Below are 14,937 nucleotides of genomic sequence, written 5' to 3' on the forward strand. Positions count from 1 at the left end.
GAATTTTGACAGGGGTTGTCGAATTGCATATGAGTCGCTGCAAGGCTTGTAATTATTAGGAGGTGCACAGCATGCCATTGACACCGCTCGATATACATAATAAGGAATTTAGCCGCAAGCTGCGCGGTTACGATGAAGATGAAGTGAATGAATTTCTAGATCAGATTATTAAAGATTTCGAAGCGCTTATCCGGGAGAATAAAGAGCTGCAGAACCATGCGCTCAATCTGCAGGAGAAGCTGGACCACTTCGCCAACCTGGAGGAGACGCTTAGCAAGACGATTATTGTCGCCCAGGAAGCGGCCGATGAAGTGAAGAACAATGCCAAGAAGGAAGCTCAGCTTATCCTGAAGGAAGCGGAGAAGAATGCCGACCGGATCATCAACGATTCGCTGGCCAAATCGCGTAAGGTAGCGATCGAGATCGAGGAACTGAAGAAGCAGGCGTCCATCTACCGCACACGCTTCCGCACGCTGGTCGAGGCACAGCTGGAGCTGCTGAGCCAGGACGGCTGGGACGGACTGGAGCGCGCGGAACGGACCGAAGTGAAGGAGCTCTATTGAGCGTCCGGCCGGATCGTTTGACATTTCGCGCAAAACGCGATATAACTATGTATTATTCCATACGTTGTATGATAGATACGGCCCGGATCGAATCCCGGCCGCATTGTATATCGCATATTCAATGACGGGAACGCGCCGTCACGACTGTTGTTCACCAGAGAATCGGGATAGGTGGGAACCGATGAACACAACGTGACCGGACATCATCCCGGAGAAGGCAAGCCGAATTCCCGGCGGTGCGCGGCATCGCGGCGGAGGTAAGCTTGTCCGGCAGCCGGCCGTTATCCGGGAGCGCCAGCAGATTGCTGCGCGCACAGAGTGCCATTCCGCCCGATTATGACGGCGGTGATGGAACAAGGGTGGTAACGCGAGAGACCTCGTCCCTTTTGGGATGGGGTTTTTTTATGTTCTATGAGGTATGTATTTGGATGAGAAAGGAAGAGTAACCGTGAAAAAAGTGGATGTGAAAGAGCGGGCCCGCGAGCGGGAGCGGCGGGTCTTGCAGAGATGGAATGAACTGAATACGTTCCAGAAATCGATCGATCAGCGCGAAGGCAAGCCGAACTATGTGTTCTATGAAGGACCTCCGACGGCGAACGGGGCTCCGCATATCGGGCATGTGCTGGGCCGGGTTATCAAGGACTTCATCGGCCGCTACAAGACGATGTCCGGTTACCGCGTTCTCCGCAAGGCTGGCTGGGATACCCACGGATTGCCCGTCGAGTTGGGCGTAGAGAAGCAGCTGGGCATCTCCGGCAAGCAGGAGATCGAGAAGTACGGGGTCGAGGAATTCGTCAAAAAATGCAAGGCCAGCGTCTTCGAGTATGAAAAGCAATGGCGGGAGCTGACGGAAGCGATCGGCTATTGGACCAATCTGGACGATCCGTATATTACGCTGGACAATCGCTATATCGAAAGCGTATGGCATATTTTGTCCACGATTCACAACAAAGGCTTGCTGTACCGCGGCCACCGCGTTAGCCCGTACTGCCCGTGCTGCCAGACGACCCTCAGCTCGCATGAGGTAGCGCAAGGATATGAGACGGTCAAGGATCTGTCCGCCACCGTCAAGTTCAAGCTGAAGGACAGCGGGGAGTACGTGCTGGCCTGGACAACGACGCCATGGACCCTGCCCGCTCATGCGGCGCTGGCGATGAACCCGGACATGGATTATGTGCGGGTGCAGCAGGATGACGGCGTCTATATCGTGGCCAAAAACCTCGTCGATGACGTGATGCAGGGCGAGTACACGATTCTGTCGGAGCATAAAGGCGCTGAATTTATCGGAAAGACCTATGATGCGCCATTCAGCTACATCAAGCCGGAGAACGGCCTTCTGATCGTCGCGGCCGGGTTCGTCACGGATGCGAGCGGAACCGGGATCGTCCATATGGCGCCGGCGCACGGGGAAGACGACTACAAGAGCTGCCGCGACAACGGCATCAGCTTCGTCAGCGTCGTGGATACTCATGGGCGCTATACGCCGGAAGTAACCGACTTCGCAGGCCGCTTCGTCAAAGATTGCGATATTGACATCGTCAAGGCGCTGTCCGAGCAGAAGACGCTCTACAGCAAGGAAAAATACGAGCACAGCTATCCGTTCTGCTGGCGCTGCAAATCACCGCTGCTCTATTATGCGACCGAATCCTGGTTCATTAAGACGACAGCGGTTAAAGATCAATTAATTGAAAACAACAGCAAGGTAGACTGGTATCCATCTCACATTCGCGAAGGCCGCTTCGGCAACTTCCTTGAAGATCTTGTCGACTGGAATATCAGCCGGAACCGCTATTGGGGAACGCCGCTCAACGTATGGGTATGCTCCTCCTGTAAGGATGAATATTCGCCTGGCAGCCGTGAAGAGCTGATCGCGCGCGCGGTCGGGCCTGTATCGGAGGATATCGAGCTTCATAAGCCGTATGTCGACGAAGTGAAGCTGCGCTGCCCGCACTGCGAGCATGGCGTGATGGAGCGTACGCCGGAAGTCATCGACGTATGGTTCGACAGCGGCTCCATGCCGTTCGCCCAGTTCTATCACCCATTCGGCAATGAACAGGCATTCAACGAGCAGTATCCGGCCGATATGATCTGCGAAGGGATCGACCAGACGCGCGGCTGGTTCTTCAGCCTGCTGGCCGTATCGACGCTGTACAAAGGCAAGGCGCCATACAAGGCGGTGATTGCAACGGGTCATATTTTGGATGAGAACGGACAAAAAATGTCCAAATCGAAAGGCAATGTCATCGATCCGTGGGAAATTATTAACGAGTACGGCACCGATGCATTCCGTTGGGCGCTCCTGTCGGACAGCGCGCCATGGAACTCGAAGCGCTTCTCGAAGCAGATTGTCGCGGAAGCGAAGTCCAAGGTCATCGACACGCTCGTGAACACTCATGCCTTCTATGTGCTCTATGCCAACATCGATCAGTATGATGCGCAAGCTTATGAAGAGCGCGTATCCGCCAACAAGCTGGACCGATGGATTCTGTCCCGTCTCCACACGCTTATCGGGTCGGTGACGAAGGGGCTGGAGGCGAATGACTTCCTGAATCCGGCCAAAGCGATCGAAGCTTACGTGGACGAACTGAGCAACTGGTACATCCGCCGTTCCCGGGACCGTTTCTGGGGCAGCGGCATGACAGATGACAAGCTGTCTGCTTACCAGACGCTGCGCAAGGTGCTCCTGACCTTGGCGAAGCTGGTTGCGCCTTATGCGCCGATGGTGGCGGACGATATTTACACCAATCTGGGCGGCGAACGCGAGAGCGTGCACCTGGACGACTATCCGCAAGCGGACGGGGCCCTTATTGATACGGAACTGGAGCAAGATATGGAGACGGCCCGCCAGATCGTAGAGCTGGCCCGCAATGTCCGCAACGAGACCGGAATCAAGACGAGACAGCCTCTCTCTGAGCTGATCATTTCCCTTGACCGGCCGTTCCATCTGGCCGATTATGAGGCGGTCATCCAAGACGAGATCAATGTGAAGCAGATTCGTCTGGAGACGAGCGACAGCGGATTTGTCGACTTCGTCCTGAAGCTCAATCTGAAGGTGGCGGGCAAGAAGTACGGCAAAAACGTCGGCCCGATGCAGAACGCTTTGAAATCGATGTCCGCAGAAGAGACGCGGCGCATTGTCGAGCAGGGAGAGTGGACATTCACGGCAGCGGATGGCGAAGAATTGACCGTCACACGCGATGAACTGCTCGTGGAGAAGCAGGCGAAGGCCGGATTTGCCTCGGCTTCGGGCTACCAGATGACGGTGGCGCTCAACACCGAAATTACGCCGGAGCTGGAGCAAGAGGGCTGGGTGCGTGAAGTCGTCCGCGGCATTCAGGATACGCGGAAGAAGTTGGATCTCCCGATCGAGAAGCGGGTCGATCTCGTCATTGCCGCCGACGCGGAGCTTACCGCGGCCATTCAGGCGTTCGATGCAACGCTGCGCGATAATGTGCTGGTCGCTTCGGTTACTTTCGGCGAAGTCGAAGGCATGGATACGATCGAGGTCGGTTCGAAGACGATCCGGGTGCGGATGACGTAATGCTCTTGGGCGATCGAATCTGTGCGGAATGAGCAGCCTGACTCGTGGCAACAATAAGACAGGCGCTTGATTCCGGAATGTGGGATGGAAGAAGAGCGTGGACCTTGCGGAGAACCGGAAGGTCACGCTCTTTTTTGCCATTCGGCTTGTACGAGGAGGCGTAATTCGCATGAGCAAACAAGAGGAGAAGGACAAGCGGGACATCCGAACCGGGAAGGAAGAAATTTGTACGGAAATTCCGGCTGACGTACCCCAAAATGAGTGGGAAGAACGGCAAATGATGAAGACGATTCATGATTATACGGTCAGTCTGGCGCAAAAAATGGAGAAATCCCGCCTTGATGAATATACGGCATTGCTTTTCAATCCCCGCAGGCTGATCTGGGTCAATGTGATGGGCGGTATCGCTCGGGGAGTCGGTATCGCCATCGGAGTCACGTTGTTCACTGCACTGATTGCCTATATTTTACAGCTTCTCGGCGCTTTGAACTTGCCGATTATCGGCGACTTCATTGCGGATCTGGTCCGCATCGTGCAGCGCCAGCTGGATACGAAGATGTATTGAACCGGTCGATGGCGGCGGTACTTTAATGATAAGCGTCGCCGGCATCGTTGGAGCCGTCTGGCGAATAGGCTGTCTCGTCCGGCTCGAGCAGCGGCTCTCCTTCCCCGCTGTCCATATAATGCCGATAACGCCGATTGCGAACGATGTACACATCGCTTCCGGTCATATCCGTGGCGACGAAGCTCTCGAATGATTCGACGAAGCCGTCGACATCGTCGGACGCTTCAATGTACATATTGTCATAGTCATCAATATTGCCGTCCTCCTGCATCGCCGGAGTATTCGACGTGCCCCACGATTCGACAATTTGCCAGGCATCTTCCCCGTCGAAGCCGTTCTGGGTGTCCAGTTCGTCCAGACTGGTGCGCCCGAAGGGAGGCATCAGGAATTGCTCCTCCACCGGCCGGCGATCCGACACTTCGCGCTGCGGCTCATGCTCGATGCAGTACATCGTAAAAGGCACGGCTTCCAGCCGTTCGTACGGAATCGGTTGCTTACAGACTGCACAAATGCCGTAAGTGCCCTTGTCGATCTGAGCGAGGGAGCTATGAATGCGATCGAGCAAGAATTCATCATGCTCATTCAAGGCGATGTCCTTGCCCCGTTCATATAGTTCTGTGGCGACGTCCCCCGGGTGATTGTCCACATTAGACAATTCCCCCGTATTTTCGCGGAGCGAACGGGATAATCCGTAATGGTTGCTGTGAGACAGCTTGCGGCTCAGCTGGGCCTCTTTGTCAAGCAGCGTCTGCTTGAGCGACTCCAATTGCTGTGATGTTAACGAATTCATGGCAGCCGTACTCCTTCCTTAAAGGTGTCGTCTGCTGTATAGCATATGCGATCGGGCGGAAAAACTACGTGGAAAAACGGTGACGGATTGGCTTGTATTGGACGTTATTTTTCAACCTGTGATACAATGGCGGGGAATCAATGCCGTTTTGGCACTCTTTTTGGAGTGCATCCTACATCCTGTAAATGAGGTGACAGTTGTCTGTGTGGTACTATATTATCGCTGTGATCGTGTTCCTCATCGATCAAGGCACCAAATGGATTATCGCGACCCGATTAACGCTATATGAGCAAATTCCGGTTATTGGCAATTTTTTCTTAATTACGTCGCACCGCAATACTGGAGCCGCGTTCAGCATTCTTGAAGATCAACGCTGGTTTTTCATCATTGTCACAATCATTGTTGCTTCCGGCATTATTTGGTATATGTACAAAATCCGGCATCAGCAAGGACATATTTTGCCTGTCGGACTTAGCCTTATCCTTGGAGGAGCGCTCGGCAATTTCCTTGATCGGCTGCTGACGGGCGAGGTTGTCGATTTTCTTCAATTCAATTTCGGATCGTATACGTTCCCGATCTTCAATGTCGCCGACATGGGCATTACGATCGGCGTTGGCTTCGTGCTGCTTGATGCGATGCTGTCCGTGAAGCGGGAAAAGGCGCTCGAGGCCGAGATTCAGCGGCATGAAGCCGAGCAGGGCCGTCCAGAAGACGGACAATCGAAGGAAGGATCGACACAATGACAGACTTACGAACAACATCGTCGGAGGAAGACAATCAAGAAGGCTTGGAACAGGATGTGCAGCAATGGACGGTAACCGACGCGGAAGCCGGGGAGCGCATCGATAAATACATAACCGAATCGTTGGAGGAACCGGTATCCCGTTCGCAGGTCCAGCTCTGGCTTCGGGATGCTCATATGCTTGTGAACGGGCGGAGCGTCAAGCCGAATTACAAAGTCGGCGCCGGAGACGAGATCGAGCTGCGGATTCCGGAACCGGCCTCGACGGATATCGTCCCGGAGGAGATTCCGCTCGATATTTATTACGAGGATGCCGATGTCATCGTCATCAACAAACCGCGCGGAATGGTCGTTCATCCCGCGCCAGGCCATCTGTCGGGAACGGTGGTGAACGCCCTTATGCACCATTGCCGCGATCTGTCCGGCATTAACGGCGAGCTCCGTCCCGGCATCGTGCATCGTATCGACAAGGATACGTCCGGCCTGCTGATGGCAGCCAAGAACGACCGCGCTCATACGGAGCTGGCGGCACAACTGAAGGCGCACACGGTGCTGCGGAAATATAAGGCGCTCGTTCACGGCAATCTGTCGCATGATCAAGGCACGATCGATGCGCCGATCGGCCGCGATCCGCATGACCGGAAAATGTTCGCGGTGACCGATCGCAACAGCAAGCGGGCGGTGACCCATTTCCAGGTGGCCGAGAGGTTCGGGGATGTCACCTTGGTTGAACTTCAACTGGAGACGGGCAGAACCCATCAGATCCGCGTCCATATGAAATATATCGGCCATCCGCTCGTCGGGGATCCGATGTATACGCGCGGCGTGCGCGGCCTAACGATGAACGGCCAAGCCCTCCATGCGGCCACCTTGGGTTTCGTTCATCCTGCAAGCGGTCAATTGCTGCAGTTCGAGGCTCCGCTGCCGGACGATATGGAGCATCTGCTGTATATGCTGCGCAACCGGTAGGACGGAATCCCGGCAGGGCAGAGGCGGAGAAGATATCCCGGTTCAAGAAAACGTATTGACAAGTCGAGAGCAAAGTGGGATAATTCATAGCGAACCAAATATTGAACCTTTAAATCAGTCCCGAGAGGCTGGCAAGGTAACGTTCGTAACGAGAAGATTCGTGACGCGAGAGAACGGAGGAGTATGGGCTGCCTGTGAGCAGAGTATCCTTCATCATGTCTCTTGCTGGATGTCGCGGCCTTCTGCGCTATCATCGACTAATGAACTCCTTGCCTGTGGGCAAGGAGTTTTTTTGTGCCCCGCGATGTGAATGGTATTACTAACGCCTCTGTGGAACATGCCAAATGCAACGGATAAGCGAAGGGAGTTATGCATTCATGAGTACAGCGGATTGGAACATCATTATGGACGAGATAGCGATACGAAGAGCCTTGACCCGCATCACACATGAGATTCTGGAACGGAACAAGGGGATAGACAACTGTGTGCTGGTTGGCATCCGCACGCGCGGCATTTACTTGGCGCACCGGATTGCCGAACGAATCCGGCAGATTGAGAATATGGATATCCCGGTCGGGGAGCTGGATATTACGCGCTACCGCGATGACGCCAAGCGCGAGCCGGAGCAGAACGGCGAGCTCAGCGCCTCCTTCCCGATTCACGACAAGAAAATCATTCTGTGTGATGATGTCCTGTATACGGGTCGCACCATTCGGGCTGCGATGGACGCCTTAATGGACCAAGGACGGCCGCAAATGATTCAATTGGCTGTCCTGGCTGACCGCGGCCACCGCGAGCTGCCGATACGACCGGATTATGTGGGCAAGAACGTTCCTACCTCTAGAACCGAAGAGATTGTAGTTGCCTTGAAGGAAGTCGATGGTTCAGATGAAGTGAAAATCATACATCACAGGGGGTAATCAACATGGCGGTAGTTCAACTGGAGCGTTCGGTAAAAGAACGGAGCTTGCTTGGTTTGAAGGAGATGAGCAAGCAGGAGATGGAGTCCATTTTGGACCGTGCCGATTACTGGAATCGTCAGCCCAACAAAGTAAGTCATGTGCTCAAGGACAAATTCGCGACGAACCTGTTCTTCGAGAGCAGCACCCGAACCCGCTGTTCGTTCGAAGTGGCCGAGAAGCGGCTTGGCGCGGAAGTCATTAATTTCACGACCCAGGCATCCAGTGTGGAAAAGGGAGAATCCATCTATGATACGGTGCGGACGCTGGAATCGATGGGGATGGATGCGGGCGTTATCCGCTTGAAGCCGGTAGGTCTCTTGGAACAAATTGCGGAGCGGGTCAGAATGCCGCTTGTCAATGCCGGAGACGGCAACAACGAGCATCCGACGCAGGCGCTCCTGGACATGTACACGATGCGGAAGCATTTCGGAGAGCTGTCGGGTCTGAATGTCACTATCGTGGGGGATATCCAGCATAGCCGGGTTGCGCGCTCGAATCTGTGGGCGCTGCGGAAGTTCGGAGCGAAGGTCAGCTTCTGCGCTCCGGAGCATATGCGGGCGAACGACCTGGATGCCCCGTACATCTCAATAGAAGAAGCCGTGCAGGCCGATGTCGTCATGATGCTGCGACTCCAGCTGGAGCGGCATCAAGGTGACAAAGTCGGGCCGGCGGAGGAATATCGGACCCATTACGGATTGACACTTGAACGCGTTGCAGGGATGAAGCCACACAGCATCATTATGCATCCGGCTCCGGTGAACCGCAACGTTGAAATCGACGACGCTGTGGTGGAATGCGAACAGGCACGCATCTTTGACCAGATGGCCAATGGGGTGCCGATACGGATGGCGGTTATGGAGCGGGCCATGGCGTAACCTGCTGGGGCGCGTCAGCAGGTTGGAATATCGGAATCAAGTACAGGGATGAGAGGGGATCGTCATCATGTTAGTGATAGCGAATGCGAACATATTAAATGAAGCAGGTGAACTTCAGCTTGCGGATTTGTGGATAGAGGATGGACAAATCACAAAAATCGTTCCTGCCGGCTCGGAACCGGCCGGAACGGCCGAAGTATGCGATGTGGAAGGCAAATTCGTCTCGGCGGGCTTCATCGATATGCACGTGCATCTGCGCGAGCCCGGCTTCGAACATAAGGAAACTATCGCAACCGGTACTCATTCTGCTGCCAAAGGCGGATTTACGACCATTGCCTGCATGCCGAATACCCGCCCGGTACTGGGCACTCCGGAGACGATTCGCTCTATCTATGACAAAGCGGAGGCGGAAGGCATCGTGAAGGTGCTTCCGTACGCCTCCATCACGGTCAATGAGCTGGGCCGGGAGCTGACCGACTTCGCCGCTTTGAAGGAAGCCGGCGCGATTGGCTTCACCGACGATGGAGTCGGTGTCCAGAATGCACAGGTGATGAAGGACGCCATGACTCTGGCCAAGGAATTGGACATGCCGGTCATCGCCCACTGCGAGGATGATTCGCTTGTCAAGGGGCGCGCGGTCACCGAAGGAGAGTTTGCCCGCAAGCACGGACTGAAGGGAATTCCGAATGAATCGGAAGCGATTCATGTCGGCCGCGACATTCTGCTGGCGGAAGCTACAGGCGTTCATTATCACGTGTGTCACGTCAGCACGGAACAATCGATACGCCTTATCCGGCAGGCGAAGCAGTTGGGCATTCGCGTCACGGCGGAAGTATGTCCGCACCATCTGCTGCTCTCGGATGAAGATATTCCAGGAATGGACACGAACTGGAAAATGAACCCGCCGCTGCGCTCGCCTCGCGACGTCGCAGCCTGCATCGAAGGGCTGGAGGATGGAACGATTGATATTCTCGTCACCGACCATGCGCCGCACAGCGAAGAAGAGAAGGCCAAAGGAATGGAGCTGGCGCCCTTCGGCATCGTCGGTCTAGAGACGGCCTTCCCGCTGCTCTATACCCGCTTCGTCGCGACCGGGAAATGGACGTTGTCCTTCCTCATCGGGCGGATGACGACGGACCCGGCCAATGTATTCGGACTCTCGGCCGGGCGGCTGGAGCCGGGAGCGCCTGCCGATATTACGGTGATCGACCTGGAAGCGGAACTTGAGGTGAACCCGGAACAGTTCCTGTCCAAAGGACGGAACACGCCGTTCACGGGGTGGAAGCTGAAGGGATGGCCGGTCATGACGCTGGTCGACGGGCGTATCGTATGGAGCAAGCAATAATGCGGCCCAGGGCTGAATCGTAATACCATTTCAATAAGACCTTTTACCCTTATGAAAATCAATGCAAAGACTTCGTATTCTGGCTGTCAGGATACCGACATGATAGATTGACCGTCCCGTAAGGACCGGCAGAGAGCGAGGAGTGAGAGATATGCAGGCTAGATTATTATTGGAGGATGGCACGCTGTTCACGGGGGCTGGATTCGGCGCAGACGGTGAGACGACGGGAGAGGTCGTGTTCAGCACCGGGATGACAGGATACCAGGAGGTGCTGTCCGACCCGTCCTACTGCGGCCAAATCGTGACGATGACCTATCCGCTTATCGGCAATTACGGCATTACCCGGGATGACTTCGAGGCGATTCGCCCGCATGTGCACGGCTTCGTCGTGCGCCGTCATGAGCTGGTGCCTAGCAACTGGCGTGCCGAATATTCGGTCGACCGCCTGCTGAAGGAATACGGCGTTGTCGGCATCAGCGGCATCGACACGCGGATGTTGACGCGGAAGCTCCGTCACTACGGCACGATGAAGGGGATCCTGACGACAGGGAGCGAGCCGGTCGAAGCGCTGATGGAACGGCTTGCCGGCACGGAATCCCGTACGGACCAGGTCGCGCTTACGTCAACGAAGCATATTTACTCCAGTCCCGGAGAGGGCCCTCGCATCGTGCTGGTTGACTACGGCGCGAAGAGCGGAATTGTCAGAGAGCTGACGAAGCGCGGCTGCGATGTCGTCGTCGTGCCTCATGACACGACGGCCGATGAGATTCGCCGCCTGCGTCCGGACGGCATCCAATTGTCGAACGGGCCCGGGGATCCGAAAAATGTGCCGCATGCGGTAGCCACCGTCCGCGAGCTTATCGGGGAATTCCCGCTGTTCGGCATCTGCCTCGGGCATCAAATCTTCGCGCTCGCTTGCGGAGCGGATACCGGCCGGCTGAAGTTCGGACACCGCGGCGGCAACCACCCGGTCAAAGAGCTGGCGACGAACCGCTGCTATATTACATCGCAAAATCATGGCTATACCGTAGTGGAGGAATCCGTCAAGGGCACGGACCTGCAGGTTACCCATATCAATAATAACGACAAGACGATCGAAGGGTTGAAGCATGCGACGGCGCCTGCCTTCTCGGTGCAGTATCATCCGGAAGCTTCGCCGGGACCGTATGACAGCAGCTATCTGTTCGACCAATTCCTCGATATGATTCGCGAGCATCAGAGCCATCGGACATCGGTACCGCGTCAGGCGGAACTTGCCGCACAGCTGAAAGGAGCGCGTTAATATGCCGAAGAATACAGACCTCAAAAAAATACTCGTCATCGGTTCCGGGCCGATTGTCATCGGCCAGGCGGCAGAGTTCGATTACGCCGGAACGCAGGCCTGTCAGGCGTTGAAGGAAGAGGGCATCGAAGTGGTGCTTATCAACAGCAACCCGGCTACGATTATGACCGATACCAATATGGCGGATAAAGTATATATTGAGCCAATTACGCTTGAGTTCGTCACGCAAATCATTCGCCAAGAGCGTCCCGACGGCTTGCTGCCGACGCTCGGCGGGCAGACCGGACTCAATATGGCGGTCGAGTTGGCGCGCGCAGGCGTGCTGGAGCAGGAAAATGTAAAGCTGCTCGGCACGCAGCTCGAAGCGATTGAACGTGCCGAGGACCGGGATATGTTCCGCGAGCTGATGCGCGAGCTGGAGCAGCCGGTGCCGGAGAGCACGATAGTGACGTCGGTAGAGGAAGCGGTCGAGTTCGCGAACAGCATCGGCTATCCGATTATTGTGCGCCCTGCCTATACGCTGGGCGGCACAGGCGGAGGCATCTGCGACAACGAAGAAGAGCTGCGCGACATCGTCGCCTCCGGCATTCGCTACAGCCCGATTGGCCAATGCCTGATTGAGAAGAGCATTGCCGGCATGAAGGAAATCGAGTACGAAGTCATGCGCGACGCCAATGATAACTGCATTGTCGTCTGTAATATGGAGAACTTCGACCCGGTGGGCGTGCACACGGGCGACAGCATCGTCGTGGCGCCAAGCCAGACGCTGTCGGATCGGGAGTACCAGATGCTCCGTTCCGCCTCGCTCAAAATCATCCGCGCGCTCAACATCGAGGGCGGTTGCAATGTGCAGTTCGCGCTAGACCCGCACAGCTATCAGTACTATGTCATTGAAGTGAATCCGCGGGTAAGCCGTTCGTCGGCGCTTGCGTCCAAGGCGACGGGCTACCCGATTGCGAAGATGGCGGCCAAAATCGCGGTCGGCTACACGCTGGATGAGATTGTCAACCCGGTTACGGGACAGACTTATGCATGCTTCGAGCCAACGCTGGACTATATCGTATCCAAAATCCCGCGCTGGCCGTTCGATAAATTCACGCAAGCGAACCGGAAGCTCGGCACTCAGATGAAGGCGACCGGGGAAGTGATGGCGATTGGCCGGACGTTCGAGGAATCGGTGCACAAAGCGGTGCGCTCGCTCGAAATCGGCGTCCATCGCCTGTACTTGCCGGAAGCGGAGCAGCTCGGTAATGACGAGCTGGAAGCACGCCTCAAATCGCCGGACGATGAGCGGCTGTTCCTGCTTGCGGAAGCGTTCCGCCGCGGCTATGAGCTGCAGCGTCTGTATGATATCACGAAGATTGACTGGTGGTTCCTGGATAAAATCGAAGGCATTCTCGCCTTTGAAGCGCGTATTCAGGAAGAGTCAGCTCTGAGCGAGCAGACACTCTATGAAGCGAAGCGCATGGGCTTCACGGACCGCGCCATTGCGGAGCTTCGCCAAGCAGCCCATCCGGGCCTGGCCCACACGACGGAGGCGGAGGTATCCGCGCTGCGCAAGGAGCTTGGTCTCCGGCCGGTCTATAAAATGGTAGATACTTGCGCGGCGGAATTCGAAGCTTCCACTCCGTACTATTACTCGACCTACGAGACGGAGAATGAGGTACTGCCTACGGAGAAGGAGAAGATTCTTGTCCTCGGCTCCGGCCCGATTCGGATCGGGCAAGGGATTGAATTCGACTATTCGACCGTGCATGCCGTATGGGCTATCCAGGATGCAGGCTATGAGGCGGTCATCATCAATAATAATCCCGAGACGGTCTCGACTGACTTCAACACATCGGATCGGCTCTACTTCGAGCCGCTGTTCTTCGAAGACGTCATGAATGTCATCGAGCAGGAGCAGCCGGTCGGCGTCATCGTCCAGTTCGGCGGCCAGACCGCGATTAACTTGGCGGCTCCGCTGGCGAAGGCAGGGGTGCGGATTCTCGGCTCCAGCCTGGAGAGCATCGATGAAGCGGAGGACCGCAAAAAGTTCGAAGCGCTCTTGTCGCGTCTCGGCATCGCGCAGCCGACCGGAAGCACTGTCATATCGGTCGATGAAGCGGTCGGTACGGCTCAGCGCATCGGGTATCCGGTGCTTGTCCGTCCGTCCTACGTCCTCGGCGGACGCGCGATGGAAATCGTCTACTCGGATACAGAGCTGCTCAACTATATGGAATATGCGGTCAAAATCAATCCGGAGCATCCGGTCCTTATCGACCGCTATATGTTGGGCAAGGAAGTCGAGGTCGATGCGATTTGCGACGGCGACACGGTGCTCATTCCGGGGATTATGGAGCATGTGGAACGGGCCGGAGTGCACTCGGGCGACTCGATTGCGGTCTATCCGCCGCAGCATCTGTCCCAGGAGCTGCAGCAGCAGGTGATTGACATTACGATTCGCATCGCGAAGGAATTGAAGACGATTGGACTTATCAATATTCAGTTCGTAATCTATCAAAATCAAGTCTATGTTATCGAGGTCAATCCGCGCTCGTCCCGCACGGTGCCGTTCCTGAGCAAGGTAACCAATATTCCGATGGCGAACGTCGCGACGAAGCTCATTCTTGGCGGGAAGCTGAACAGCCTCGGGTATCAGGAAGGATTGTGGCCGGAAGACGACCACGTGTCGGTGAAGGTTCCTGTCTTCTCCTTCGCCAAGCTGCGCCGGGTCGAGCCGACGCTCGGACCGGAGATGAAGTCGACCGGGGAGGTGATGGGCCGTGACAAGCAGTATGTCAAAGCGCTCTACAAGGGCCTCATCGGCTCAGGCATGAAAATACCGGCGACCGGCGCGATTATTTGCACGGTGGCGGATAAGGACAAGGAAGAAGCGGTGCAATTGATGAGCGGCTTCGCCTCTCTCGGCTATAGGCTGATAGCGACCGGCGGGACCGCCACGGCGCTGGAGGAAGCGGGGCTGAACGTCAAGCGCGTCAACAAGTTGACGGAAGGGACTCCGAATATTCTCGACCTCATCCGGAACGGGGAAGCGCATTTCGTCGTCAATACGCTGACGAAGGGCAAGACTCCGGAACGGGACGGCTTCCGCATCCGCCGCGAGGCGGTAGAGAACGGCGTCGTCTGCATGACCTCGCTGGATACGGTGCGCGCGCTGCTCGAGATGCTAGAGCAGATTAACTTCTCCTCGCGTCCGATGCCGGCCATCCGGAAATAACGAACAGATATAGATGCGCGACAGCAATCGGGGAGGCCTGCGGGCCTCCCCGATTGGCGGGATGCGCATGCAGCTGAAATATG

General features: G+C 56.0%; 11 protein-coding genes. 10 read left to right on the forward strand and 1 reads right to left on the reverse strand.

What is annotated here, in order from left to right; translation table 11 throughout:
- Positions 1-71 precede the first annotated feature (71 nt).
- The 3 genes from FLT43_RS26215 (at position 72) to FLT43_RS26225 (ending at position 4,669) form a co-directional block, all read left to right on the forward strand.
- Complete coding sequence (locus tag FLT43_RS26215; RefSeq protein WP_087442170.1) at positions 72-563, forward strand: DivIVA domain-containing protein; 492 nt, start codon at positions 72-74, stop codon at positions 561-563.
- Between the two features lie 448 nt (positions 564-1,011).
- Positions 1,012-4,104: an isoleucine--tRNA ligase gene (gene ileS, locus FLT43_RS26220; RefSeq protein ID WP_087442171.1), complete on the forward strand. Its 3,093-nt coding sequence runs from the start codon at positions 1,012-1,014 to the stop codon at positions 4,102-4,104.
- A gap of 169 nt (positions 4,105-4,273) precedes the next feature.
- Positions 4,274-4,669 (forward strand): DUF5665 domain-containing protein, encoded by a 396-nt coding sequence (locus FLT43_RS26225; RefSeq protein WP_087442172.1) that lies wholly within the window; start codon positions 4,274-4,276, stop codon positions 4,667-4,669.
- Between the two features lie 22 nt (positions 4,670-4,691).
- Here FLT43_RS26225 and FLT43_RS26230 read toward each other — a convergent pair whose 3' ends face one another.
- Entirely contained in the window at positions 4,692-5,459 is a 768-nt protein-coding gene (locus tag FLT43_RS26230) for a TraR/DksA C4-type zinc finger protein (RefSeq protein ID WP_087442173.1), read from the reverse strand.
- Positions 5,460-5,662: 203 nt separating this feature from the next.
- On the opposite strand from FLT43_RS26230, the gene lspA reads away from it, so the two are divergent.
- The 7 genes from lspA to carB all read left to right on the forward strand — a co-directional run bounded on the left by lspA (position 5,663) and on the right by carB (position 14,854).
- Positions 5,663-6,202: a signal peptidase II gene (gene lspA / locus FLT43_RS26235; RefSeq protein ID WP_087442174.1), complete on the forward strand. Its 540-nt coding sequence runs from the start codon at positions 5,663-5,665 to the stop codon at positions 6,200-6,202.
- Positions 6,199-7,170, forward strand: coding sequence for an RluA family pseudouridine synthase (locus tag FLT43_RS26240; protein ID WP_087442175.1), 972 nt, complete (start codon positions 6,199-6,201; stop codon positions 7,168-7,170). Before lspA ends, FLT43_RS26240 begins: the two co-directional genes overlap by 4 nt.
- Positions 7,171-7,547: 377 nt before the next feature.
- Positions 7,548-8,090: a bifunctional pyr operon transcriptional regulator/uracil phosphoribosyltransferase PyrR gene (gene pyrR / locus FLT43_RS26245; protein ID WP_006675656.1), complete on the forward strand. Its 543-nt coding sequence runs from the start codon at positions 7,548-7,550 to the stop codon at positions 8,088-8,090.
- Between the two features lie 5 nt (positions 8,091-8,095).
- Positions 8,096-9,007: an aspartate carbamoyltransferase catalytic subunit gene (locus FLT43_RS26250; RefSeq protein ID WP_087442176.1), complete on the forward strand. Its 912-nt coding sequence runs from the start codon at positions 8,096-8,098 to the stop codon at positions 9,005-9,007.
- 67 nt (positions 9,008-9,074) lie between these two features.
- Positions 9,075-10,352, forward strand: a complete 1,278-nt coding sequence (locus tag FLT43_RS26255) for a dihydroorotase (RefSeq protein ID WP_087442177.1) — start codon at positions 9,075-9,077, stop codon at positions 10,350-10,352.
- A gap of 151 nt (positions 10,353-10,503) precedes the next feature.
- Complete coding sequence (locus FLT43_RS26260) at positions 10,504-11,634, forward strand: carbamoyl phosphate synthase small subunit (RefSeq protein ID WP_087442178.1); 1,131 nt, start codon at positions 10,504-10,506, stop codon at positions 11,632-11,634.
- A gap of 1 nt (position 11,635) precedes the next feature.
- The gene (carB, locus tag FLT43_RS26265) at positions 11,636-14,854 is read left to right on the forward strand and encodes a carbamoyl-phosphate synthase large subunit (protein WP_087442179.1); all 3,219 of its coding nucleotides are present in this window, start codon (positions 11,636-11,638) and stop codon (positions 14,852-14,854) included.
- Positions 14,855-14,937: the final 83 nt, after the last annotated feature.

Origin of the sequence: Paenibacillus thiaminolyticus (genome assembly GCF_007066085.1) — a bacterium.
GTDB classification, from domain to species: Bacteria; Bacillota; Bacilli; order Paenibacillales; family Paenibacillaceae; genus Paenibacillus_B; species Paenibacillus_B thiaminolyticus.